Genomic DNA, 25,960 nt, shown 5'->3' with positions numbered 1-25,960 from the left:
CAGCAGTAGGATATAGCAGGCCCTTCCGCCGAGCGAAAATGAATATAAATTGGTACCATTTCGAAAAGGAAGGATACTATCTGAGCGTTCGGAACGTAAACGAACGTATTGAAAAGCTAAATCCTCTCTATATTCGGTTTAACACCTTGAATAAAAGTGTGGATAAACTGCTCAGCGTTCTTTTGGACAGGTACCTAGTCTATTTGGATGCGATCTCCTTGAAAGAGTCCGTTTTTTCTATTTTGAGAGAAAGCGCGATGAACGCCGTTAAGGCAAATTCCAAACGTATCTTTTTCGCCGAAAATAATCTGAACATTTCCAATCCGGACGATTACGTTAGAGGGATGGCGAATTTTAAGAAAGAAATGATCAAAGACAAGGAAAGATATGCAGCCTTGTTGGAAAAAGTTAAATTCCATTGTTTGATCACTCTGGCCTTTAATCGAACTAGCTTCTTGATGAGAGTTTCGAATAACGCTCCTATCATTGCGGAAGAATTAAAACGTGTAGAGAACAGGATCGGCAAGAGTAAAGAATACAACGACTTGGGTGAAGTTTTTGCAGATCACGCCGACGATTCTGAAGGCGCGGGTCTTGGGCTTGCCATGTCCCTTCTGATGTTAAAGAACGAAGGGATAGCTGCTGATTCCTATAAGTTAAAGGCGGAAGGAGGGATTACTTCCGCTTATATCAAAATTCCGTTGGACTTCAAACATCGAAATGTTTCCTACCAACGTACGGTCGAAATTATCGCAGAGATAGATAAACTTCCCACATTTCCGGAAAACCTAAATCAGATCATGAGTCTGATCAATAAGCCGGATTCTTCCATCCAACAGATCACCGAACAAGTCGGAAGGGACGTTTCCTTATCCACCAATATCCTAAAACTCGCCAACTCCGCCTCTTTTGCACAAGGAAGAAAGGTGGAAACATTGGAAGATGCGATCAAACTGATCGGTCTATCGGAATTAAATAATATTCTTTTGAGCCTTGGGACAAAAAAGATCCTGGAAGAAAGATACAAAGAGTTCGAACATATCTGGGAGATGTCCAGTCTTTCCGCCTATATTTGCAGGAGATTAGGAGAACGAATGGGCTGGAAGAAAACGTTCCTGACCAATCTGGTCTGTGCCGCACTTCTTCATAATATTGGGCTTGTACTTTTACTCTCTTTAGAAGGAGATACGATTGAAAAGTTAACCGATATCTCCGGCAAAAAACTTTTACCTTCTACCTTAGGTTTGGAAGAGGCTGCACTAGGGATCACACATACTTCCTTAGGAGGTATGATCTGCGAAAAATGGAATTTTTCGGATACGATCAAGGTGGCCGCAGAATACCACCATAGACCGTTGATGGCCAAAAAAGAATCCAGAGACATTGTATTTGCAGTCTACTTATCCGATTGGATCATAGATTGTTTGGATGGTAAAGCCGATCCGGCTGCCATTCACTGGGAAGTTCTCCAACATTTTGGTTTTAAGAAGGATGAAGAATGGTTGGAGTTCGGTAAAAAGGTCATAGAAGAATATAAAGCCTTCCAGAAATATTCTTCCTAATCGTTTCTTCTCAAAAAAAACTTTACACCTTATATAGCGCCCGAAAGTCTAAGTACCAGTTTGCATATGATTGCCTAATTGTTTACAACCTTTTCCTCAAAGGACCCTCGTATCACGGGGGAGTTACATGAAATAGTCTGATTGACTGCCTATATTTATAGTCCGTCTCAAAACTGGAGCCAACGATTAGTATCGTGATCCTGCTACAGTAGCTTGGGACAGCCTATTATAGGTTTTGGCAAAAAAAATGAATCAAAAACGATCTTTGAATTTATCCGTATGGGATGCGGATAGAGAAAAAGAATTTATCAAAATTGCAGAGGACCTCCGTATCTCCGATCCGATCTCAGCGAGGATTATCGGAGAACAAGGACAAGAGTTTCGACTCGAACTAGGAAGTTTAAAGGAAGAAGGAACCGGAATTTTAACCGGAGCACTTCGCTTTAATGCGGATTCTAGTTTGGATCTTCCGGTTGCGGGAGATTGGGTCCTTGTCACAAAATTAAGCGAAGAAGAATATCTTATCCACAAAGTCCTTCCTCGAAGAAGTTTACTCGTACGAAAAGTCAAAGGAGAAACTTTAAGACCGGATCCGATCTGTGCAAACATGGATCGAATTTTTCTTTTACAAGGTTTGGACGGGGATTTTCAACCGAGAAGATTGGAAAGGACTTTGATACAGATCTGGGAAAGTAAGGCAACGCCTGTAGTCGTACTGACCAAAAAAGATCTGTATGCAGGTAGAGAAGAAGAACTTAAAGAGAAGATCCTTATCGTTCAAAAGTCTTGTCCCGGTGTGGAAGTATTCTCCGTTTCGAATCATAAACAAGAAGGTTTGGAAGAATTAGAAACGTTTTGGAAAGACGGATCTACTTCCGCTTTTATAGGATCGTCGGGAGTGGGTAAGTCTTCTCTTCTTAATTTATTGATCGGAGAAAAGATCCGATCCGTAAACGAAGTCAGAGAATCGGATTCCAAAGGAAGACATACCACTACCAATAGATGGATGTTCCGTTTGGATTCCGGCGCTTGGATCTTAGACACTCCAGGTATGAGGGAGATTCAACTTTGGTCAGACGGCTCCGGATTGGAAGAGACCTTTCCTGAAATTTTCGAAGCGGCTTCAAATTGCCGATTCCATGATTGTTCGCATATAAGTGAACCTGATTGTGGTGTGAAGGCTGGGATAGAGAACGGAAAAATTTCAGAAGAAAGATTCAAAAGTTATCTGAAACTCAAAAGAGAGTTGGAAAGGACCGCGAATTTAAGCGCTCCCAACTCGGTTGAGTTCAGAGAACAAAAAGCGAAGTGGAAATCCATCCACAAAGAACAAAAAACAATGCAACAACAACGAGACCGAGAAAGGTATCGTTAGTTTCGAAGAGAGCAGAGGGTCTCCTCTGCTCTTTTTAATCGATCTGAAAAAACTCCACAACCTTATAAAAATCTTCCGCCTTTAACTCTTCCGGTCTTTTATCTAAGGAAATTCCTGCAGACTCTAAACATTCCTTCAATTTAGATCTTAAATTTTCATGCGAGATTTGGAGGGGAAGACCGTTCGGATAAAAGGAATCCAATGGGGCTTCTTTGATGGATGAACCTATCTTTTTTCTTTTGCCCCAAAATAAGGTCCTGCATAATATTTCTAAAACTTGATAAGATGTTTTTTGGGAAAATCTTTTGTCTGAAACAAACGTGAGAACGCTCGAATCCACATTGGGAGAAGGATAAAAACATCCAGCCTTGATCGTCTTTTTACTTCGGAATTTTCCGTAGGCTCCCGCATAAATAGAAAGAGAAGAGATCTCTTTAGTGATTCTTTGCGCGAATTCTTTTTGTACCAAAAAGACCGCTCCTAACAAATTCGGAAGCTTTTCCAATGAAAGAAGTATGAGTTCGGAAGTGATATAATAAGGCAGATTTCCGAATAAAAAACAGGAGCTATTTTCTTGTTCGGATAATGTTTCTCTCGCATCTCCTAAAATGATTTCCGTTCCAGGAAGGAATTCATTTAGCCATTTATAATATACCGGATCGATCTCGTACAATCTCAGCTTTTTTCCGAGGCCGTAGAGTATGTGGGAGAGTGCTCCTAAACCCGGGCCGATTTCCAGGATCAGTTCCGCTCTGTCGATCAGTTCCGGAGCTGCGCTGGAGAATAAAGTTTTTACGGCGTTTGGATCGATTAGAAAGTTTTGCCCCCATTTTTTAAGCGGAGCAGAAGATCGTTCGGATAAGAATTCCCGGATTATATTGGGTTTATAAAACGGGTATTCCGGGGAGTTCATCACTTCCAATAAACTTCCAACCGGGAGCGATTCCAAGCTGTTTTCTAAATCGATTCCAGTCTCTCGGATCATCTTTCATCCCAAATCTGGAAAGGATGAGTATGATCCCTTCTCCTTTTTTTGTCCGGTTTGCTAAAGTGAGAAGGGAATCTTTTCCGACTTCGAATCGGATCAGTTTTTGGCCTGGGTCCGGAAGTTGAAATTCCACGAACCTAGGGACTAAGATCCAATTTTCAAAACCTGCGGTCTTAGGTTTTTCTTTTCCTCCGTATTTCAGGGATAGGTTTTGGTTTCTTCTTAAACATTCGGAGATCCATTCCAAGCAGGATTCATGTTCAATATAGATCTCGTTTCTTGTTTTGGAATTTCCGCAGAATCTTTCCGGATCTTTGCCCAAGGACTTATACAGAATTTTGGAACTATACTTACATTTTCCTGCAAGAACTAATCTGTTCTTTTCTTGGACCAAAAAGGTGAATCGATCTCCGAAAAATACATCGGGAAGCCGTATCCAAGTGGAAGAATTCGCCAATAAAAATTGGAAACCGCAACAGATACAAAATCCCAAGATCCAGATGTTCTTGAGTAATGGGTGAGTACGGGTCTTATTCTTTACGGAATCAGAAAGATCTAAGTTGGAATTCTCGATTTTATCGGAAGCGAGCAATTTCCATAAGAATAAGAAGTTTAAGAATAAAAACCAGATCACTAAACCGAAAAACTTTGTGGGTCCTCGATAATGATACACCCAATTCCAATTCGATTCACCCCAATAGAGAGTCACCTTTTCTAATATTTCCAAAAGGAATAAAACGATCTGCCAGAACGGTTTGGCGAGTAAGGAAAGATGCACTGATTCTAATGATAAAGAAAAATATAATAGAGGAAGTAATATCCCGCAGATTGGGACCAAGATCAGATTTAAACCCAGAGAACCGAAACTATAGGTCCCAAAAAAATAAATTAAAGAAGGTAAAGTGCCTATCCCTGCGGATAAGGAAACCAAAAGATTTTCTTTCCAAAAACCTAAAAATCGACTTAGGATCGTTTTATCTTCCGGTATGGGGGGAATACATTTCTGGAAAATAGGAAGCAAAAGTAGAATGCCTGATACTGCACCGAAAGAAAGTAAAAAAGAAACTCCGAAAGAACGAACCGGGTCCCAAAGATAAACTAGTCCGACAGAAGAGATCAATAGATCTGCTGGTCTAGATTTTCTAAAAAACAATGATTGTAAGAGTATCCAGGTTGCGAATATCCATGCTCTTGCAAGTGAGATCGGAAAACCTAAACAGGTTAAGTAAATGAGTCCCAATAGCACAGGGAGTATTCTCGGAATATAATATCCTAAAAAAGGAATTCGTTTTAGGATCACAAACATACATCCGATTAAAATTCCCAAGTGTAGGCCTGAGGCTGCGAATAAATGTAAAATCCCTCCTTCTCTAGCATTCTTCTTAAATTCTTTGTCTAAACCTTTTGCATCTCCTAAAACCAATCCTAAGGAAATTTCCTTGGCTCTACCTTCTATCTTTGCTTTATCCAATGTTTGGTTGATCTTTTGGGAGAATTGTTTTTTCCAGAAACCGGATTCTTCTAAAAAAGGAGCGGATCTTTTGGTGTAACCGAAGATCGCTAAAATAAAAAATAAGATCACTCCCCAAGAAAAGCTGGAGATCTTTTTTCCTGAGGAAAATGAAAGAGAAAAGAATATTATACTAATTGAATGTATCGCCGTCCAAACTATGACGAGGTCCGGAAAGAAAATATCTAGAAATAAAGCGGATAAAAGTCCAAGGATTAGATAGGAAAATAAGGAGGACGGGATCCAGTCTCGGTAGTTTTGTTCCAAGTATTCGCCCATACGAATACCTGTCTCGGGATGTCGGGATCGCACGCGGAATTCTCATTCCGCGGTATATTTTAGTTCGAAACTTTTGAGATCCCGATCCCGAGTCTGTCTCTCACATTATCCAAGATCTGGGACGAAGCCGCTCTTGCTTTATCGGAACCTTTTTTCATGACGGATCTTACGTATACTGGATCAGCCGAGATCTTTTCTCTTTCTTTTCTGTAAGGCCCGAAATAATCTAAGATCGTTTCTAACAGTGCTTTTTTGAGATCTCCGTAACCGGTCCCCGGGTTGGTAAATCTGGATTGCAGATCTTTTTTGTCGGACTCGTCTAAGAAAAGGGAATGGATCGCATATATTATACTTTTTTCATAATCCTTCGGTTCTTCCACTCCGGCGGAATCCGTGAGAATTCCCATTACCGATTTTTTTAACTTCTTCTCATCATCGAAAAAGTTGATCGTATTTCCATACGACTTGGACATTTTTGCACCGTCCACTCCGGGCACAATCGCAGTCTCCTCGTCAATTTCAGGTTCCGGAAGTTTAAAAGTTTCTCCATATTGGGAGTTGAACTTCTCCGCTATATCTCTTGCGTATTCTAAATGTTGCTTTTGGTCTTTTCCTACCGGCACCTTATCACTATTGAATGCAAGAATATCCGCTGCCATTAATACCGGATAAAAGAAAAGTCCACCGCTCGGAACAATTCCCTTTGCGACTTTATCTTTATAAGAGTGAGCTAATTCCAATTTAGGAACTGTGATCGACATGCTCAAATACCAAGTGAGTTCCGTGACTTCCGGAACTTCCGATTGGATCCAGAAAGCACATTTGTCCGGATCAATTCCTAAGGCTAAAAAATCGCAAACGGCATCATAAGTATTTTCCGTTTGGTTTTTTGCGGAACTAAAAGTAGTCAAGGCATGTAAATCTGCCACAAAACAAAATAGATCTGAATTGTTTTGATAATCGACTAACTTGCGTATAACGGAGAAGTAATTTCCTAAATGTAATTTACCAGAAGGTTGTACTCCGGTCAATATCCTCATTGTTCCTCCGAGGAAGAGAATCGGTTTTGTGGATCGTCGAAAGTTTTTCCGGATAGACGTTCGTACTCGGCCTTTAATGCGCTTAGCTCCGAATCCAACTTTCTATGAGCGGTCAGTTTGTTAACGGTGAACTTGTCTTTATAGATGACTGCGTAGTTAAATAATAGCTGCGCCATATCCACAAAAACGTATTCCAAAGTTTTGCCGTTTAAACGATTCCCGGAGACCATCGTGGAATCATAATATGGTATGAATCTGTGAAGGACTTTCACTTCTTCGATCACTTTTTCTTTAGAAGCAAGGACCCTTTCGTTTAATTGTCCTTTCGTTTCATAATCTTTTGCTAATAGATGGTTTTCCACCAATACGTTGATTTTTTCCGCAAATTTTCCCATGAAGGCGGAAGCTTCCGAAAGTAATCTTAGCAAGTTTACCGTGATCTGGTCTTCTACGGATCCGCCTGAAGTATTTTGGTTAAAATTGGAGAAAGTATATTGAAAGCTGGGATACTTTTTGTTGAACGCATCCAATTGTCTAAGAAGATTATTAATTTCCTCTATCTCCGCTTTGAATAGGCCGGGTTGGATCACCAGCACATCCCTATTATGGTTTTTGGTCCCGATCTTAACCATTCCTTCCAATAAAGGTGTGTAACATGACTGAAAATCACGAAGTAGGATATGGATCAGTTTATGAGGCATTCCTTTATATGAGGATTTAAAGGCCGCAGAGTTCATATTCTCCGGCATATGATGGGCGAAATAATCGTCTACAACCCCGTTCAAGAAATCGAATGAGATCTTTCCATTATCGTCTATTTTGAAATAACGTTGTCTTAGACCGTGTAGTTCTTCTTTCTTGTTCATCCTTGTCAGAATATCATCCGACAATTTGATCAATGTTGTTTCCACTTCTTTGGTTATATCGGGAGAACCCTGGAATTTGGTTTCGTTGATCGGAGGAACATTCAGAGAATCTAATATTTCGTCCCAAGTGATCACCTTTTTATTGGAAACCACATAGAATGCCCGGATCGCATCCGTAAGTTTGGGTCTTCCGTTTTCCAGATTTAATCCATAGTTCAAGCCGGATATGATGGACGGAAGTTTTACGGATAATTTTTCGTCCTTCTTTACCAACTCCGGAACATGGCCTAAGATGATATCTCTGGCGTCGTTCCTGGAAAGATGACGTGCATAATACATCTGCATCTTCAAAGATCTGTTCAAAAAGATCTCCGGAGAAATTTCGTCGATGAAGAGCGAATCTAAAGAGATGAAGTTATTGAAAAATTTATTAAAATTCAGTACCACATTGTAGACCAATGGTCTCCAATGTCTCCAACCTTGGCTTTCCGCAAGCCTAAGCGCCTGTAATGTGGATATGATCTGGTCTTCTTTTAATGCTTTGAATAATCTTTCTACAGAAGGAGCGATCTTGGAATTTCTTCCTAAAAAACCTACTTCTACAGTTCCGGTTTCTTTTGCAAATTTCGTAATATTCGCATTTCCACCGAAAAGGTTGGCGAGAAATCCTAGACCTGCTCCGGCATCCTGTTGTCTTTTTACAGGTTTAGGCGCAGCTTTGGAAGAAGCGGAGGAGGACTGAGATGATTTTGAAGATCTATCTTCTTCTTCCGGTTTTTTGCCTGATTCTTCTTTCTTCTTTTGTTCGAACTCTTCGTCGACTTTTTTCATCAAGTCGATACGAATGAATATATCGTTCGATTTTTGTATGACTTCGTCTATCTTCTGTTGGTGTTCCGGAGAACGTGTCTTTCGATAGAGGTCTGCGAAGACCTTATGGGCGTCTGTGCGAGAAGTAGACAAAACTTATTCCCTCTCGTTAAGCGGGTTCTCCACAATTTGCGCGTTCGCAGGTGCTCCGAAATTGAAGAGGGACGCAGGTAAACCTATACCGGTTTGGACTCCGGAAAAACTTACGGAGGTATATTCTCCTGTAGATCTGCTCTTCATTCGGAGGGAACGAGGAGTATTGTCAGGACCTAGGGTAACCACGATCTCTTCGTAAGTTCTGGTTGCTGATTTTAGGCGAAGCGAACCTCCCACTGGGGTCACCTCTTCGTATCCGGAGAGTAGGCCAGCCATTCCTCCGGTCATACCTTTTACGTCCTGTTTTCCTACAATTCCTCTGGAAGGGGAATAAAACCAAAGATAACGTCCGTTGGAAGCGATGACCCTTCCGTCGGAAAATTTTACATGGATATGATTCGGTTTTTGATAAGACAGAGTTCCGGTGAGTTCATTATTGATCGTAATACTCGCCCGAAAACTGGAAATTTCGGCCATCTTTCCGATGACGCCGCTTAACCGTTCCTTGCCAGGATCGGATAAAATAGAAGTGCCGCAGACCAGTAGAGCTGCGGCACCCAAAAAGGATAAGATACCCTTGGATGAAGCCATAATCGTTCCTACTATGGCTTCATTAGACGAAATTATCCAAGTACTTTTTTAAACTCGTCGGTCAGAGCCGGCACGACTTCGAAAAGATCTCCTACGACTCCGTAGGTAGCTACTTTGAAGATCGGAGCATCTCCGTCCTTATTGATAGCCACGATATACTTGGAGGAACCCATTCCGGCTAAGTGCTGGATCGCTCCGGAAATTCCGCATGCGATATAGCAGTTCGGGGAAACGGTTTTACCGGTTTGACCCACTTGATGGCTATGAGAAATCCAGCCTGCGTCGACCGCAGCACGAGAAGCACCTAAAGCCGCACCTAAAACGTCCGCCAAACCTTGGAGAACAGGCCAGTTTTCAGGTCCTTTAATTCCACGTCCCCCGGATACGATGATAGAAGCTTCCGCTAATTGAACTTTGTTCCCGCCGCTTAGATCAGAAGAAACAATTTTAACTTTCGCATCTCCAGCAGACGGACTAGCGGCTTCAGTTGCACCTGCTCCGGCTTTTTGTACTACTTCTTGTGAGTTTGGACGAACGGTAAAGATAGCTACATCGCTAGTAATTTTGAAATTACCGTATGCTTTTCCGGAGTAGATCGGCTTCTTAGCTACTACTTTGCCGCCATCTACGGAAAGACCTACTGCATCAGCTACGATTCCCGCTCCTACTTTAACAGCTACTCTTGGAGAATAATCTTTTCCTTGAGAAGTGTGAGGAACTAAAACAACGGAAGGTTTTTTGTCCTGAATTACTCCGGCTACTAAGTTCGCCCAAGTTTCCGCGTTGAAGTCTCCTGCATTTACGGTAACTATGCTGTCCGCTCCGACTGCTCCCAGGTCTCCTGCGAATTTTTCAACTCCGGATCCGATAAGAAGAGCGGTAACTTTTCCTCCGAGTGCGTCCGCAATTTTGCGGCCAGCGGAAGTGATTTCTTTGGAGATCTTTTTGAGTTCTCCGTTTTTGAGTTCGCCTACGATTAAAACGTTGCTCACGGGTGTTCTCCTTAGATAACCTTAGCTTCTTCGCGAAGAGCTTTTACTAATTGTTCAGCGTAACCTTTCGCATCTGCCGCTTCTAACTTGCGACCAGGAATACGAGGTGGAGGAGGCTCAAGGCCCACTACTTCAATCTTGCTTGCAGGATTTCCCAGATCTGCAGGCGTTTTGGTTTCGATAGGCTTTTTCTTTGCAGCCATCAAACCTTTTAGGTTAGGATAACGAGGTTCGTTTAATCCTTTTTGAGCAGTGATTGCTACAGGTAGGCTGGTTTCCACAACTTGTGTTCCACCTTCTACTTCTTTGGTAGCTTTTACGGAAGTTCCGCTGATCTCTAAACTAACTGCGAAAGAAATATGAGCAATCCCGAGGCCTTCTGCTACTTGGATCACTACTTGGGAACTATCGCTATCGATAGATTGGCGTCCGCCGATGATGATATCTGCATTTTCAGCTTTCGCGAAATTTGCGATCAGTTCTGCGGTTAAAACGGTGTCGAAAGGAACGTAATTGTCCACTTTGATCTGAACGGCACGGTCCGCTCCCATTGCGTATGCTTGGCGTAAAGACTCTTGAACGCGATCCGGTCCTAGAGAGACTGCAATAACCTCTCCTCCGTTTTTCTCGCGTAATCTAAGTCCTTCTTCAATTGCGAATTCGTCGTACGGAGAGATAATCCATTTAATTCCGGCTTCATTGATGGACTTGTCCCCGACTTTGATATTCGTTTCGGTGTCAGGCACCTGTTTCACTAAAACGATGATCTTCATGAACTTTCGTTCTCCAAATAAATAGGGCTATAAAACACGAAATTTCTGAAAAGCTTGAATGCAAACTACTTTTTTGCGGTTATTTCGGGAAATCTCGCCTATCGAAACAGAATGAGTGTTCTGCTCCAAAAATAGATCCAAAATAATCCTAAAATGATAACCAATACATTCGCATCCGATTGAAGGAAGAAGGTTAATCCCCAGAAAAACGGTAAAAGGAAAAAACTGATCAGAAACAAGAACCAGGTTAAGGACTTTCCGGAAAACGGGTTAGCAAATGAGGTCTCGATCTCTAAACGGAACTCTTGTAAACTTAGGGGAAATTTTCCTAGATTTCGGATCCCGAGAACCAAAGCGAAAAGGCAAACCAAAGTTAATACGACAGAATATAGCATATTCATTCTCCGTTCAGGGAATTCTCGATAATTGCAGGGATTTAAGAACTGCTTGCCTGTCCCTTTTCGTGTGGAACCTGATTTGTATATCGTCTGTCTCGGGATTTTCCACTGAGAATTCGATGCTCATCTTTCTATCGTCCCCAACTCCTGGAGACTCGGGAAAAATTACCGAAGAAGATTGGTTCGCAGTCACGCTGAAAGTAGCTTGGCTTAGGGACTCTCCTTCGAATTCCACTTTAAACTTTCCAGTAGGGTTTATCTGAAAACAATACGCGTAGGCTTTCACTTCTTCATAAACATTCGGCTGGCTTCTACGTTCCGATCTTACCGTCTTTAACGTGTAGGTGAATTGAGAAGGATTTATAGAGACCGATTTTTTTGTCTGGATGGAGACCTTCGGGCCTAATCCTAATTTATAAACCTGTAAGAAGACCCCTCTATACAAAAGCATATCCGGATAACGATTCACCGTATCCAAAGGATAATTTCCTTCTAAACTGATCTGATCCACTTTTTCTAAAGTAACAGATCCATCTTCTAAATGGAAATCTTCTTCGATCAAATATACATTCCAACCTGATTCGATAAGTCGGCTTGCTTTTTCTAAAAAAGGACGGGTCTTGTGGATCAAATAAGTTTCTCTTCCGCTTAGATAACGAAGGGGGCTTGCAAGATCCTGTTTTTTGGTAAAGTATATCGCTTTCTCGTTCGGTAAAGCGATAGATAGTCTTTCGAATTCCTCCGAATAACCGGACAACATTCTTTCAAAGAAGATCAATCTTTCTCGATTGTAAAGATGATATACATAACCTGCAAATACGATTGCGATCAGGGTAGACTTAAATACTTGTTTTTTTATGGGAAGAGAATACATTCCCAAAACTCCCATTATACATACAAAAGGAACGGGAAATAAGAGCCAGCGTCTAGATGCCCAGTAATGATCCGGATAAATGCTCGGATCGTAGAAGTAAACAAAAGAGAGAAGGGATCCTAATAGCAAAAATACCAATGAGCCGGAAGATTGTTTTCGGAAGACTAATAGATCATATCCTCCGATCCCGAACAATACTAGAATAAGAGGAACATAAAATAAGAAGAATATAAAGCTGTTCTTTTTGAAATAAAAGAAATCAGTTAGATTCTCCGAATTACTAATTACAGGTTGAATAGAATAAGCGAATGTAATTAAGAGAAATAAGGAGGAAAGAATTACGATCCGTAAGATTTTTTTATTCTTGAGGATCGTGTTTTTAAGTAATACAATCGATTGTTTTCCGAATTGTAAATTGGAGAAGATCAATAAACCGGATAGTAAGATAGATGAAAAAACACAAAAAACGGTTAATTTTAGTAACTGTTTACTTCTCCATAGATCAAGCATGTACGGTTTGGAATTGATATAACCGTATAAAACTCCTAAGATCGAAATCGCCGAATATCCGAATAAGAAGTTAAATCCTCTCCAAAGAGATTTTTTTCTTAAAAATAATAAATAACCAACGAGGATCGCAAGTGCAGGAAAATAAATTAAACTGTCTATCCTATTGAAACTGCTTAATCCTAAGACTCCGCCTGCAAAGAACATCCATCCCTTGCTCTTTCGAAAAAAATAAAGAGCCAAGTAACATGAGAATAATATAAGCAATTGCCCTAAGGGCTCTGAAAGGGTCGTCCTAACATTCCAGAGTTGAGCCGGGTTGAAGGCGCAGAAAAAAACTGCGATCAATGCTCCCCAAGGTCCTATCCATTTTTTTACGATCAAAAATATGAATACTAAAGATAATACACCGAATATTGAATTCACTCGGAACATCCCATCTAGTCCGAACAGATCAGCGGAAAGAGCTAAAAAAGTTGGGAAGAGGGGATAAAAACGGGGAGAAAGAGAACCGATCGGAACGGAAGGATCCTGAGGAGAATGATCCGAATGGATTGCCGGATAACCGAAAATAATATTATTCCCTAAAACCCGTGTCAAGTCCTGATAACGAAAATCATCAAAATTCAGACCCCCCGTTTTTTGGATTTTACTCCCGAAAACAACATACACTCCATGATCTCTATCTCCTTTAATATACTCTATCGGAAAAAGGGAATACATTGCTCCAGCACTTACGAGCAGCAAAGTAAGAATGATGTAAGTAAATAAATTTCCGGAGTTGTTCCTACCGGAGAGTGGACTCAATATTGGATCAACCTTGCGAACGAGTATGTAAGCTAAGAATGATCCGGCGACTAAAAGTTGAATGAAAACTACGGGGAGGATTTTGTAAGACTCGAAGGAAACTAATAGAAGAGCGATTGACCCGGCTATTAAAATAGAGAGGGTAAAGGAGACTAAGTTTCTGGATAAGGGTTGTGAAATTCCTTTTTTATGGAGGATGACCGATATAAAATACGTATTTAGGAGGATGCCTAAAAAAAATAAGAAATTTACCAAGGAAACCACTGCCTAATACGTAATAATATCGTATCCTTGATTTGTAAAGCTTGTATTTGTAGATCAAATTTAGGTCTTAGTGAATGTTTTCACGAAATAGACAACGGAAAAATGATGGGGTTATTTCCAAAAAATCAAAAAAAGAAGGAGAATCTACTCCGACCCTATTAGGAAGAGATCAGTAACTCGGTTGCAATTTACAACGGGTCCAAAATACTTAAGTTGAAACCGAATAGGGCATTAGAATGAAGGGAATCCAAGAAAAAAAAATAGATCTTTATAATCCAACCGACGATCATCTTTCTTTGAGGGAAAATGTAAGCGCTTTCGCAAAAGAGAATCTGGACGAACAAGCAAAGGATCATGATGATGAAGAGTCCTTTAATAAGGATCTCTTTCGCAGGTTGGGAGCCGAATTAGGAATATTCGGAGTCACTGTTCCGCAGGAGGATGGAGGGATGGGGCTTGATCCTGTGGCAAGTGTGATCATCCACGAGGAATTTTCCGCTTATGATCCAGGATTTACTCTATCATATTTAGCTCATGAAGTACTTTTCGTAAACAATTTCTATCATAGTGGGAATCCTGCTCAAAGAGCGAAGTATATGCCTAAGGTTCTCTCCGGAGAATGGATCGGGGGAATGGGAATGACAGAACCCGGAGCAGGGACAGACGTTCTTGGAATGGGAACTGTTGCGACTCGTAAAGGTGATAAATTTATATTAAACGGTCGAAAACAATTTATCACAAACGGGATTGTAGGTCAGGTCTTTTTAGTATATGCAAAAACCAGCAAGGATTCTCGCAGAACCACTTCCTTTATTGTAGAGAGTTCTTATCCTGGATTCAGTTTCGGCAAAAAAGAGGAGAAGATGGGGATGAGGTCTTCTCCCACCACCCAACTGATCTTCGAGAACTTAGAGGTTCCCGCGGAAAATTTGATCGGCTCCGAGGATGGTGCCTTAACTCACATGATGAGAAACCTGGAGATTGAAAGAGTGACTCTTGCAGCTCAATCTTTAGGAATCGCAAAACGTTGTATAGACGTTATGTGCGAATATTCCATTCTCCATAGAGAAGCCTTCGATAAGAAGTTAATAGAATTCGGACAAATCCAAAGATTGATCGCTGAATCTTATGCGGATTACCAAGCTGCAAGAGCATTGGTGTATGATGTAGCTTCTAAGATCCATCCTGAAAATCGTAACTCGCTTGGGGCCGCATCTGCAAAATTGGTTTCTACCCAAATGGCGGAAAGAGTTTCCAGGAACGCAATCCAAGTATTGGGCGGTTACGGTTATTGTAGAGAATATCCGGTAGAAAGATTACATAGAGATGCCATCTTACTTTCTATCGGAGGTGGAACAAACGAAGCAATGCAAAAGAACATAGCTGCAGATTTGAAGAAGTTATACACGACTTCCTAATTTTAAGAAAATCTTACCCAAAATGGGGTAAGGTTTTCTTAAAAATCCTTCTCTAAGAGTAAAGATTAGGCGTAAAAACGTATAGGGTCCGCCTAACATTGTCTTTCTTTCTCCAATATTGGATAAACTTTATATTCACATTATGATAATATTGTGGTAGATGCCAATGAAGATGGTTTATCTAGGAGAAAGAATGAAAAATTTAATCGGAAAAAAAATCAGCGTATTATGTATATTAGTTATACTTGTTTCCTCAACAAGTGCAAGTGCCGACAATAGGGAGGCTGGGAATCAGAATAATAGCAATTGGTCCGTTCAATATGGTATCGGATATGGAAATGCAAACGTACAAAACCTTGGATGGTTTGGAAACCCTAATGCCGCTGCACTTCCCAGTATCCTTTTTGGCGGAGGTACAATAGATCCGGCGCTTTTATATTTGATGTCTAGGCCGACACCAGCCCCAAAGGGCGATGTATATAGCACTAGATTTTATGCGGAATATGCTCCGAACATAATCGGGTTCGTATTCGGGTTATCTTCCGATATAGTTCAATTGACTTTTCCTAGAAACGATACTGCCAATTTATATTTGATCCAAGGAATTTCCAACGGATCGATCCCTTCTGATCCAATTATTATATCGTCTATCCTATCAGCTCCGACTACGGAAAAGATGAGTGTAAATTCCACGACCCTGGACTTCGGGATCAATTTCCATATGAATCCTAGAAAAACTGTAGATCCATATTTTATGTTAGGATTAGGACTCGGTGGTTGTGCTCATAATTGTTATGCAGGAAAAGTATTCGGACGTTTAGGGGTAAAAGTCAATATGGGTGCTCTTTATAGTTTCTTTGAAGCTGAATACACTAATTATTGGTTCAAATATACAGAGATCCAGGATTCTTTACAAATGCATGGTCCAAAAGCGACTTTTGGATTTGGATTGTATCTCTAATCTTTTTGCTTTTCGGCGAGGCTACTAACTCGCCGATCTATCAATACCATAGCCTCGTAAAGTTCTTCCCGTATAAAAGCCGTTTTATAAGTTCTGTCTGCAAGGGTATTGAGCGCCCGGGGATGCAGGAATTTCATGAGAGAAAAAGGACCTAAAACGGTCGTTTTACACAAAAATAAAAAAAATCCATTCTTAACGGTTTTATTCATTTGTTTCGCTTTTTATCTTACAGATTGTTCTTCCGGTCAAGGTCAGGCAGATCATTCCGTTTTCGGAAAAAAGGCTTCTTTAACTAGAGACGGTTTACAACTTTCAGCAATCGATACTCCTCCCGCTGACCGCCATCTTCATGCGGAACATTATCCTTCTTCTAATGAGAGAAGATTGGATCTGTTTAAATCCAGGGTTGTGGGTTTAGGCGGCGGATATATGGGAGTCGGGACCGATCAGAATTTAACATTGATCGCCTGGGCAAGAAGCGAGTTCGCCTATCTTTTTGATTTCGACCCTGTCACTGTTTCCATCAATCGGCTTCACCTTCATTTTATAGAAATTTCTCCTACTTATCCGGAATATGAAAAGTTATGGGATCCTAAGAATAAGAACGATGTCCTTCCTATCATTGAAAAAAGATTTTCGAATGATCCGGAATATCAAGTAATTCTAAAGTCATATCAAATCGCTCTTAGAAAAGGCGCTGTTCCGCAACGATTAGGGGATTTACATAAGATCTCTAAAGTGTATCCGGAGTTTACCTCTTTTCATAACGATACGAAAGACTATGAGTTCTTGAGAAATCTCGTTCTGGACGGAAAGATAATTGCGATCGATGGGAATTTGTTGGGGGATAAGACCATCAATTCCATCTCGGAAAAAGCAAAAGAACTGGAGATCCCGATCCGTATTTTATATACTTCTAATGCGGAAGAATATTTTAGATATCCGGAAGGAATGAGAAAAAATTTCCTGAATCTTTATGGAGATCCTAAAAGTATAGTGATCCGTACCGTTACAAAAGGGGCAAAGGTATACGGATTTCCGGATGGGGAAATGTTCCCAAGAGAGTTTCCTTTTCATTATAATATCCAATCTTTAGATAATTTGAAAGTCTGGCTGACTAAACAGAATCTTCTGTATACCACGATATTACTTCGGAATCGTAAACCGATCGTAAAAGGATTTTCGTTGATCGAAGCTTTACCTCCGGAGACTACGAATTCTCCGGTTGTAAAAGACTCGGATAACGTTACTCCCAAGAGATAATCTGAACAGGAGTTCGGAAGATGTTCAAAAGTCCTAATATGATCCGAAATTTTACCCTTTGTTTCGGTCTAGTATTTTTTACAATTCCTTGTTCATCTCAAAATGTAAAGACAGGCCCTTCCGCCGAATCCGTCCGAATTGTTGCGGTGGGAGATATAATGTCTCATCAAACTCAGATCGATACCGCATACGATAAAGAATGTGATTGTTGGAAATTCGATGAAGTATTCCAAGAGGTTTCTTCCATGATCTCGGAAGCGGATCTTGCCGTCGGCAATTTGGAGACAACCCTTCCTGGAGATCCAAAACAGTATACAGGTTATCCTCAGTTCGGTGCACCGGATTCTCTTGCCAAAGCGATCAAAGATATCGGCTTTGATGTTCTATCCACTGCCAATAATCATTCTTGCGATAAAGGAAAGTTAGGAGTCGTAAGAACTCTTTCCGTACTGGACCAATTGGGTCTAAAACATTTGGGGACCTACAAAGACAAAGAAGAATATGAGAAAAATAGAATATTGTTCGTCCCTGTCGGAAATCTGAATCTTGCGTTTTTAGATTATACGTATGGGACCAATGGTCTGGAAATACCCGCGGGCACGGTGATTAATCTGATAGATAAAGACCAAATTGCTTCCGATATCGCATTAGCGAGAAAATCCAAGCCGGATGCAATTATCGTAATGTATCATTACGGAACGGAATATCTGCACCAACCGGATCCATTCCAAGTAGAAATGGTCGACCATGCATTTTCTTCCGGTGCGGATATCGTATTGGGCGGGCATCCTCATACTCTTCAAAAGTTCGGAAAAAAGACGATTAAAGACAGATTTGGTGTCTTTAAGGAAAGATTTTACATTTATTCTTTAGGTAACTTTATTTCCGGGCAGGATAGACGTTATGTGGACGGAGGAATTATCCTCAAATTCTCCTTATCTAAAGAGAATGATAAATTAAATATATTTGATATAGCGTATGAGCCTGTTTGGGTTTATATAGATAGGACAGGATCCAAGGCTCAGTTCAGATTACTGCCCGTTAAAAAATACCTGAATAACGACCAGGAAAGAAAACTCACCGATACCGCTTACCAAAGAATGAAACAGTTTTACAAAGATACTGTAGATTTGCTGGGTCCTTAATCCGTACTGACGGCCAATAACCCGAACTTGGGTCTACGGAATATCCTGCTATTTCTACATAGGTTTTCTGAATCACTTTACGTAAAAAAGGTTCAATCATGAAGCATTTCTTCGTCTAAGATCCGAGGAAAGAAATGAATCTATTATTTACCGAATATACATTAGGAAAGAATAAGCTAAAAAATAGAGCTGTTATGGCTCCAATGACCCGATCTAGAGCCATCGGCAATATTCCAAACGATCTAATGGCAGCGTACTATTCCCAAAGGGCCGCAGCGGGTTTACTAATTACAGAGGGTGTTTCTCCTTCTCCCAATGGTTTAGGATATGCAAGGATCCCGGGAATTTTTTCGGAAGAACAGGTCCAGGGTTGGAAGAAGGTAACGGATGCAGTGCATACAACGCATGGTAGAATATTTGTCCAGCTCATGCACTCAGGAAGAGTAGGGAATAATTTGAACTTACCCGAAGGTGCGGAATTAGTAGGACCTTCTGCGATCGGATTGAAAGGAACGGTGTGGACGGATGCGGAAGGTAACCAACCTTATTCTCCCCCGCGAGAAATGAATCCAAAAGATATTCAAGTGGCGATCCGAGAATATGTGAATGCGGCAGAAAACGCGATCAAAGCCGGATTTGATGGAGTGGAACTTCATGGCGCTAACGGATACCTGATAGAACAATTTTTACATCCAAGCGCAAATTATAGAAACGATGAATATGGCGGAGATTGGAAAAAAAGGAACAGATTCGCTTTAGAGGTCGCCACAGCGGTTGTGGAAGCGATTGGTGCGGAAAAAGTGGGGATCAGACTTTCTCCTTACGGCGTATTCAACGATTTAGAAATTCATAATGAAATAGAAGAACAGTATAAAGATCTCGCTACTTCTTTGGGAAAATTGGGATTAGTTTACATTCACATTGTGAACCATTCTTCGATGGGAGCTCCTGCGCCGAAGGATTCCACAGTTGCCGTGATCAGGGAATCTTATAAATCTCAAAACCCGAACGGGACTTATATTCTTTCAGGCGGTTACGATCCGGAGCGTGCGGATTATGATCTAAAACAAAAAAATGCGGATCTGATCGCATTCGGTCGTAACTTTATTTCGAATCCGGATTTAGTGGAACGATTGGAGAAAGGTATCCCTCTTACCGAACCGGATGCTTCTCTCTTTTATACCCCGGGTGAAAAAGGGTATACCGATTATCCTGTGGCAGCGCTTTCCCAGGTTTAATCTAAACAGATTTCGCTGCTTGGATTTTTCAAGCAGCGGGACTAGGACAAAATTAACAGGCGTCTCCAGCTCCTCTTAATAATAACTGTAAGGTCCCGTTCTTCAATTCGTATAAAGATTTAATGGAAGAATCGTATCCGATATCAGTGAATAATAATATAGGGACGGGGTCTTCCTCCCTGTAGATCACTCCGATCAAATGGTAAGATCCGCCGTAAAATCCCAATTCTTCCGTCAGTTTTTCGGATTTTTCAAAAGAGATCAGAACCCTGTCCGTTCCGAATTTGCGTCCGAGTAAGTAAAGATATCTTCTTTCCGCACCTTTCTTATGATAGGCGATCCTTCCGGAAAGAAATGTTTCCTTTTTATTATTTTTGAAGGAATACACTTCCTCCATCGTGGAATGAAGCCATTCCGTTTCAGGATACCCTCTGGCTTTCCAGGTGGTTTCCGCCAAATTTTTAAAAAGAATATAATCGGGATCCGTTTTGGATAATTCTTGGAGTGGAATGGATTGTAGTCCAAGATCCGGAGAGTATACCAACCAATCTTTTTTGGCCTTCACATCTCCAGTAGGTTTTACTTTTAATGCAGGGGATTCTTGGCATCCGTACGTGGTAGGAGAGGTGGCGGAAAAAGACGGACCTTTTTCTCCTTCTAATAATGAGAAAGAAGGAAGTGAAGTATTCACGCCGCTTCTGAACTTATAATCGAATTCGTATTCGTCTTTTGCTTCTTGCCAACCCCTTGGACCGAAAAATGCCAGAGGAACAAAGATAGGTAGATCCTTTGGGTCGTATCCAGACCAAACGAATCCGATCAATTTATACTCATCCAAGGTATCCGGAGGTGTGAGTCCTAAATATTTTCTAGAAACGAAACCGGTTCGACCGTCTTCCGTTTTGATCTTTGTCCAATCGATCGGGCCTTTTGATTCATCCGGAAGTATTTTGACCTTATTTCCCCTGTTTAAGGTAAAGATGATCTTTCCGTTTTCCGGAGTTTCTCTAACGTTTAATACTCCCGATGTGATCAGCACGTAATGGTACGGGTCCGAGGTCTGAGCGACCAAAGAAAGATACAATGTTGGTAGAAGTAAAAGTAATAAGATCCGGAATTTAAGCGCCATTCCAGCCAAAGCATTGTTTCGAAAGCAGAGGCCGCAAGCTTTTTAACGATCTGAAGATGAAAAGAATTCGTATTAAGAATATTAGGCGAGCGATTCGATTATCAAAATCGGATAAGAGCCTGTTCTACAAATTTTACGATTTAGAATGAAGAGGAAGTGTAGGAGAAAAGATAAAGAGGGTCCCATCCCCAGTTTAAGGGGTATATTTAAAATATTAGATTGTGGGATCCTCAGTCTTAATCTTGGATCAGTCTTTCTATAGTTTTCTCGGAGAGCTGTTTCATCTGAATATCTTTGCCGGAAAGGTTTTCGATCGATTTCCGGAAATTTTCAGGGTTCTTAAGCATTCCGACAGAGAGTACGTTCTCGGATTCCACTTCGTATTTACGGATAGAATCTATTAGTTGGTCCTTTTTGACTCGGACCTCTTCTCTCAATTGATTTAAATCCTGATTCGGATTTTCTACCAATTCTCTGAACAAAGGAGTTTCACCGAAAAGGATATTGATTAGATCCTCTTTAGGTGTGTTATTCTCTTCGCTCAATACTCCGAGTTTCATTTGTTCTTTGGAAAGTTGTTCTTGGAGATTTCCCAAGGTTTCCTGAACTTTCAAGTATCTAGAGGTCAAGCTGCTAGAAAACTCGGTTTTGTCGGCTGCGTTCTGGGCTTCCGAGGGTACTCCCGTTCTTCCTGGAACGGAAGATCTCTTGTCGCGGAGAAGTTTCTCTGCTGATGAGACTAGATTCGTAAGTTGAACGTCCATGTTCTTTACCCTCCTTTCGGTGTAATCCGGCGAACCTTTGGAAAAATCGGTAGATAAACCCGATCCTTCATTTTCCAAAGAGTTTATGTCGCATCTAAGCGGTTACTCCCTAGGCATATCTGTACTAAGTATCGGACAAACTTTAGAGAACCAATGAATTTTTTTTCCAAAAATTCAGTTTTTTAGGAAAAAAATCCGAATAGTTTCTATTGGGTCATTTTACCCTTTTTCCGTTCCGTATCTCTTCCGTGGGATACAAAACCACTTCGTCTCCTTCTTGCAGACCTTCCGTCAGAAGGGAAAATTTTCCGCTTCTTGCTTCGATTTTCACGTTAGTCTTCTGCGCCTTACCTTTTACCACTTTAAAGACCACCCAGTTTTCTCCTTCTCGAAACAAAGCGGCAGTCGGAAGGATCAGCACGTTATCTTTGCTAAAGGAGATAATTTTGGCTTGTACCCGAAAGGAATCTCCCATTTTAGGAGGGGGAGTAATATCTATAATGGTCCTAACTCTTTGTTCTTCCACGCCTAAGGAGGAAATTTTGGTGAATGCAGCAGGTTCTATTAGCCTGACTTTCCCTTGAAAAGGTTCTCCTCCCCATCCTTCTATTAGAACGGGATTTCCGGGATGGATATGAGTACTATCTTGGGTGAGAATATCGCATACGATCTCAAGAGAAGAAGTATTTCCTATTTCAAGGATAGGCGCTCCTATAGAGATTGGTCCTTCACTTTCTCTTTGGATGGATAAAATACTCCCTGAGATCGGGGATTTTATCGTTCTATCATAATCCCAGCGTACGACTGCGACTGTTTCGCCTTTATCGACTTTTTCTCCCACGTGTTTTTCTATTCTTTGTAGTACACCGTTTACAGGGGAGAAGAGGGTGAATTTTTCTTTTACCCTAGTGATCCCTTCTTCTTCTACGATTTGTCGGTAAGTTCCTTTTTCCACCTTCCCTATATCTACTTGCAAAGGTTTGGGCCTGAAAATCCACCAGCCTATCAGGAGTAGCAAAACGCCGACAGCGGAGATCCGGGCGATCTTATTGGAATATAAGTTTAATAAGGTTTCCTTTAGTTGCATCTTTTATTCTCTTACCTTTAATACGGAGATCAGGTCCATAGATTTTATTTTAACGTAAAGTATCCAGAAACTAAATAAAGAGGTAATTAGTACGGTGAAGATGGAAATTACGTACGTTTTCGGAGCGATGAATAACGGGATCTTAAATCCTTCCGTTTCCACTGTGCTCAAGATCCCGTATCCGGAAAAATATCCGAGCAAACATCCTAAAGGAAGGGATGTTAGAATGACTATGGTCAATTCTCCTGCTAATATTATAAAAACTTCCGCTTTCGTAAAACCTAATATTCTAAGGCTACCCAACTCGAAAGCTCTCTCCGAAAGTGAGATTAAAGCGGTGTTATAGACTACCCCTACGGAAATGATACATGCAAAAATCATTATAATCAGAGATGTTGTTAGTATACTTCTTGACATTAATTCGTAAAATATTTTCAGAGTTCGCTTACGCGTGGATACTCCGGAGATCTTCGGATAGGATTTTAATTCGTTCAATAAGCTTTCTTCTTTAGAAGAGTCAGTCCAAAGTGCGGCAATATTTACCTGATCTCCTTCCCTTAACAATCTGTTTAAGGATCGGATTTCCTTATAGGCTCCTTGTCCCAATATTTCGTTTATAATGCCCGTTACTTCGACTTCCGTTTTGATCCTTTGTCCTTCCAATACTTCCAGTCGTATTTTGTCTCCTTTCCGGATCCCGAATTTTTCCGCCAAACCTGAATTTAGCAGGATCCCATCCTCCGGAACAGGAATGTTTTTCCCTTTTTCGTCTATCAATCTTCTGAGAGAGGAATTTTCAGGCATTCCCGTCAAGGCGATCTCTTTGCTCGAATTTCCGTAACGTATACGGATCGGGACCGATCTATATCCTTCTACTAGCAAGATCCCTTCCATCTTTGCTAATTCCAAAATCGAATCAGAAGCTACCGCATTCTGAAAATTTAATGTAACGGTGTCTCTTTGTAGATCTTCGAATTGTATCTTTATGATCGAATTCATCGTATCCCTAGAAAATAGACCCAAGACCATAATCATTACTGAAGAAGAAACTCCCAAAACGAATAATATTGTTCTCCCGGGCCTTCTAATCAGATTTCTTATTGCGATCCTATATACGACCGGAAGGTCCTTCCAATAATCTTCCAGAAAACTTTTGGAGAAATTTTCGGGAGAAGGCGGCCTCATCGCTTGAGCAGGTTGAAGAGAAGTCGCTTTTCGGATCGATAACAAGGAGCCGGCCATACCGGAAATAATTCCGATCAATACCGCTTGGATCGCTAATTTAGGCTCGAATAGGAATTTTAAATCCGGAAATCTGTAATAGTCTCCGTAAAGATCTACCATCTGAGTCCCTAAATAATATCCGAATATTATTCCCAAAAAGGAACCTATTATACAAATAAATAATATTATCAACAAATAATGGAATGCGATACTTCTATCTCCATATCCAAGCGCTTTTAGTGTGGCGATCTGTTCCCTTTGTTTGGAGATCATTCTGGAAGATACTATATGAAGAAGAAAGGCCGCTACTCCCAAAAATACCATCGGAATGGAGAAGGCTGTCGTTCTTAGTTGTTTGAATTCATCCCTTAGGAAGGAGTGAGATGGTAGTTTATCCCTATCGTAAGAACCTAATCCTCCGAATGTGGTCAGCTTGAGGTCGATTTCTTTGAGCACCGAGTTTTTTTCGGCATTGGGAGCGAAATCAAACACTATATCGTTTACCGCTCCGTTCATATCGAAGATCTCTTCCACACTTTCTTTTTTCATCCACAGGATCCCGTAATGTTTATCATCCGGCAGAAATCCTCCCGGACGAAAAACGTACACATATTCCGGAGAAAGTGCGATCCCGGAGACAGTCAGTATTTTTTTCTTTCCTTCTAAAACTGCCGTGAGTTTGGAACCGGGGGCTAATCGATTCGCAATAGAGAAAGCCTCGCTGATAACGGTTTCGTCTTTTTCCCTAGGCAATCTTCCTTGTAATATCGCTAAACGGTTTAGACCTTCCGTTAAGGTGACTATTCTTCCTCCGCTTGGAATTGATTCCGATTCGAAATCCAAAACAATATCTTTGATGATCCTACCTTCTGCGTAGGATACCCCAGGTATTTTAGAAATATCTAAAATTATGGATTCAGGCGCCTTATGAAGAGAAACAAATCCCTGAGAAAGGGAATATTCCGCATAAAAATTGTTCCTTGAGATTAAAAGGGAATCGTATGCGCTTAAAGAAGTCAGGAATACCGCAATCCCGGAAGCGATCACTAATGTGATTGTCAGGGCTTGGGACTTCCAAGCTAATAATTCCCGAAAGGCTTTTTTATCTAAGACCCTTACCAATGCAAACTCTCCGTAGAAGTTTTATGTAGATTGGTTTTGTCCGAGACGATACAACCATCTCTCATCTCAACGACTCTATCCGCAATGGAAGCGATGCTTACATTGTGCGTTATTATAATGGTAGTCGTACCTAGTTCTTTGTTTATCTTGGAAATGGCATCCAATACGATTTTCCCTGTTTTAAAGTCCAATGCACCTGTCGGTTCGTCACAAAGAAGTATTTCGGGCCTTTTTACTATGGCTCTTGCGATCGCGACCCTTTGTTGCTCTCCTCCGGAAAGTTGGGAAGGAAAATGATCTTTTCTATCTGTCAAACCGACCATTTTTAAAGCTTCTAGTGGAGACATCGGATTGTCGGAGATATCAGTAACAAGTTTTACGTTTTCTTCCGCCGTAAGGCTTGGGATCAAATTATAAAACTGGAATACGAATCCCACATACTTTCTTCTGAACTCGGTGAGGTCTTCGTTTTGATCCGCTTCTAAAGGTCGATTATTGAAAAGAAGATCTCCGGAGCTGGGAGAATCCAATCCGCCTAATATGTTTAACAAGGTGGATTTACCGCTCCCACTGGGACCCAGTAGGACCGAAAATTCGGATCTGAAAAATCGGACGTTGATATCGGTCAAAGCGGGGACCTTCACTTGGCCCATATCGTAAATTTTACTGAGATTTACGGTTTCAAAGACCGGATCTTTCGGATCATGTTTTCCGGATTTTTTCATACAAGGATCGTTTATGCCTAATGGCCTAAGTAAAATAGATTTTTTAGGTGCGGGATTGATCTATGTTAATGTTTTCTAAAGTTTATATGTAT

21 protein-coding genes are annotated in these 25,960 nt (G+C 40.9%); 7 read left to right on the top strand and 14 right to left on the bottom strand.

Translation table 11 applies throughout. From position 1 onward, the window contains the following. Positions 1 to 38 precede the first annotated feature (38 nt). Positions 39 to 1,562, top strand: a complete 1,524-nt coding sequence (locus LEP1GSC192_RS06365) for an HDOD domain-containing protein (protein WP_020769162.1) — start codon at positions 39 to 41, stop codon at positions 1,560 to 1,562. Positions 1,563 to 1,809: 247 nt separating this feature from the next. Next, on the top strand, positions 1,810 to 2,937 hold the full coding sequence (gene rsgA, locus LEP1GSC192_RS06360; protein WP_020769046.1) for a ribosome small subunit-dependent GTPase A: 1,128 nt from the start codon (positions 1,810 to 1,812) through the stop codon (positions 2,935 to 2,937). Positions 2,938 to 2,971: 34 nt separating this feature from the next. On the opposite strand, the gene rsmA is transcribed toward rsgA, so the two are convergent. From rsmA to LEP1GSC192_RS06315, 9 genes are all read right to left on the bottom strand, one after another. Continuing rightward, on the bottom strand, positions 2,972 to 3,850 hold the full coding sequence (gene rsmA / locus LEP1GSC192_RS06355) for a 16S rRNA (adenine(1518)-N(6)/adenine(1519)-N(6))-dimethyltransferase RsmA (protein WP_036089216.1): 879 nt from the start codon (positions 3,848 to 3,850) through the stop codon (positions 2,972 to 2,974). Beyond that, a complete protein-coding gene (locus LEP1GSC192_RS06350) occupies positions 3,822 to 5,714 on the bottom strand; it encodes a ComEC/Rec2 family competence protein (protein ID WP_020769235.1) in 1,893 nt (630 codons plus the stop codon). The genes rsmA and LEP1GSC192_RS06350 overlap by 29 nt, the downstream gene beginning before the upstream one ends. A 59-nt stretch (positions 5,715 to 5,773) precedes the next feature. Continuing rightward, on the bottom strand, positions 5,774 to 6,754 hold the full coding sequence (gene trpS / locus LEP1GSC192_RS06345; RefSeq protein ID WP_020769104.1) for a tryptophan--tRNA ligase: 981 nt from the start codon (positions 6,752 to 6,754) through the stop codon (positions 5,774 to 5,776). After that, the gene (locus tag LEP1GSC192_RS06340; RefSeq protein ID WP_020769334.1) at positions 6,751 to 8,583 is read right to left on the bottom strand and encodes a hypothetical protein; all 1,833 of its coding nucleotides are present in this window, start codon (positions 8,581 to 8,583) and stop codon (positions 6,751 to 6,753) included. Before LEP1GSC192_RS06340 ends, trpS begins: the two co-directional genes overlap by 4 nt. 3 nt (positions 8,584 to 8,586) lie before the next feature. Beyond that, entirely contained in the window at positions 8,587 to 9,177 is a 591-nt protein-coding gene (locus tag LEP1GSC192_RS06335; protein WP_008594884.1) for an outer membrane lipoprotein carrier protein LolA, read from the bottom strand. Positions 9,178 to 9,209: 32 nt separating this feature from the next. Beyond that, positions 9,210 to 10,169 carry an electron transfer flavoprotein subunit alpha/FixB family protein gene (locus tag LEP1GSC192_RS06330; protein WP_020769254.1) on the bottom strand — a complete coding sequence of 320 codons (960 nt, stop codon included), beginning with the start codon at positions 10,167 to 10,169 and terminating at the stop codon, positions 9,210 to 9,212. An 11-nt stretch (positions 10,170 to 10,180) separates the two neighbouring features. Next, entirely contained in the window at positions 10,181 to 10,942 is a 762-nt protein-coding gene (locus LEP1GSC192_RS06325) for an electron transfer flavoprotein subunit beta/FixA family protein (RefSeq protein ID WP_020769329.1), read from the bottom strand. A 98-nt stretch (positions 10,943 to 11,040) separates the two neighbouring features. After that, positions 11,041 to 11,337 (bottom strand): hypothetical protein, encoded by a 297-nt coding sequence (locus tag LEP1GSC192_RS06320; protein WP_020769109.1) that lies wholly within the window; start codon positions 11,335 to 11,337, stop codon positions 11,041 to 11,043. A 13-nt stretch (positions 11,338 to 11,350) separates the two neighbouring features. Next, positions 11,351 to 13,528 carry a glycosyltransferase family 39 protein gene (locus LEP1GSC192_RS06315; protein WP_232420975.1) on the bottom strand — a complete coding sequence of 726 codons (2,178 nt, stop codon included), beginning with the start codon at positions 13,526 to 13,528 and terminating at the stop codon, positions 11,351 to 11,353. A gap of 500 nt (positions 13,529 to 14,028) precedes the next feature. Here LEP1GSC192_RS06315 and LEP1GSC192_RS06310 point away from each other — a divergent pair, with 500 nt between their 5' ends. The 5 genes from LEP1GSC192_RS06310 to LEP1GSC192_RS06290 all read left to right on the top strand — a co-directional run bounded on the left by LEP1GSC192_RS06310 (position 14,029) and on the right by LEP1GSC192_RS06290 (position 19,817). Further along, positions 14,029 to 15,210, top strand: coding sequence for an acyl-CoA dehydrogenase family protein (locus LEP1GSC192_RS06310; RefSeq protein ID WP_020769088.1), 1,182 nt, complete (start codon positions 14,029 to 14,031; stop codon positions 15,208 to 15,210). A 193-nt stretch (positions 15,211 to 15,403) separates the two neighbouring features. After that, entirely contained in the window at positions 15,404 to 16,171 is a 768-nt protein-coding gene (locus LEP1GSC192_RS06305; RefSeq protein WP_157186894.1) for a hypothetical protein, read from the top strand. Positions 16,172 to 16,306: 135 nt separating this feature from the next. Beyond that, positions 16,307 to 17,434 (top strand): hypothetical protein, encoded by a 1,128-nt coding sequence (locus tag LEP1GSC192_RS06300; protein ID WP_020769341.1) that lies wholly within the window; start codon positions 16,307 to 16,309, stop codon positions 17,432 to 17,434. Between the two features lie 20 nt (positions 17,435 to 17,454). Further along, positions 17,455 to 18,579 (top strand): CapA family protein, encoded by a 1,125-nt coding sequence (locus LEP1GSC192_RS06295; RefSeq protein ID WP_020769026.1) that lies wholly within the window; start codon positions 17,455 to 17,457, stop codon positions 18,577 to 18,579. 134 nt (positions 18,580 to 18,713) lie between these two features. Beyond that, entirely contained in the window at positions 18,714 to 19,817 is a 1,104-nt protein-coding gene (locus LEP1GSC192_RS06290; protein ID WP_020769156.1) for an alkene reductase, read from the top strand. A gap of 52 nt (positions 19,818 to 19,869) precedes the next feature. Here the strand turns inward: LEP1GSC192_RS06290 and LEP1GSC192_RS06285 are convergent, their stop codons facing one another. The 5 genes from LEP1GSC192_RS06285 to LEP1GSC192_RS06265 form a co-directional block, all read right to left on the bottom strand. After that, entirely contained in the window at positions 19,870 to 20,955 is a 1,086-nt protein-coding gene (locus LEP1GSC192_RS06285) for an SH3 domain-containing protein (protein WP_020769224.1), read from the bottom strand. Between the two features lie 227 nt (positions 20,956 to 21,182). Continuing rightward, positions 21,183 to 21,710, bottom strand: a complete 528-nt coding sequence (locus tag LEP1GSC192_RS06280) for a hypothetical protein (RefSeq protein WP_020769358.1) — start codon at positions 21,708 to 21,710, stop codon at positions 21,183 to 21,185. Positions 21,711 to 21,924: 214 nt separating this feature from the next. Next, complete coding sequence (locus tag LEP1GSC192_RS06275) at positions 21,925 to 22,797, bottom strand: efflux RND transporter periplasmic adaptor subunit (protein ID WP_020769238.1); 873 nt, start codon at positions 22,795 to 22,797, stop codon at positions 21,925 to 21,927. A 3-nt stretch (positions 22,798 to 22,800) separates the two neighbouring features. Beyond that, positions 22,801 to 25,143, bottom strand: coding sequence for an ABC transporter permease (locus tag LEP1GSC192_RS06270; RefSeq protein WP_020769344.1), 2,343 nt, complete (start codon positions 25,141 to 25,143; stop codon positions 22,801 to 22,803). Beyond that, on the bottom strand, positions 25,137 to 25,868 hold the full coding sequence (locus tag LEP1GSC192_RS06265) for an ABC transporter ATP-binding protein (protein WP_020768986.1): 732 nt from the start codon (positions 25,866 to 25,868) through the stop codon (positions 25,137 to 25,139). Before LEP1GSC192_RS06265 ends, LEP1GSC192_RS06270 begins: the two co-directional genes overlap by 7 nt. Positions 25,869 to 25,960 lie beyond the last annotated feature (92 nt).

Source organism: Leptospira sp. B5-022, assembly GCF_000347035.1.
Taxonomy (GTDB): domain Bacteria; phylum Spirochaetota; class Leptospiria; order Leptospirales; family Leptospiraceae; genus Leptospira_B; species Leptospira_B cinconiae.
This window is presented reverse-complemented; position numbering and strand designations above follow the sequence as displayed.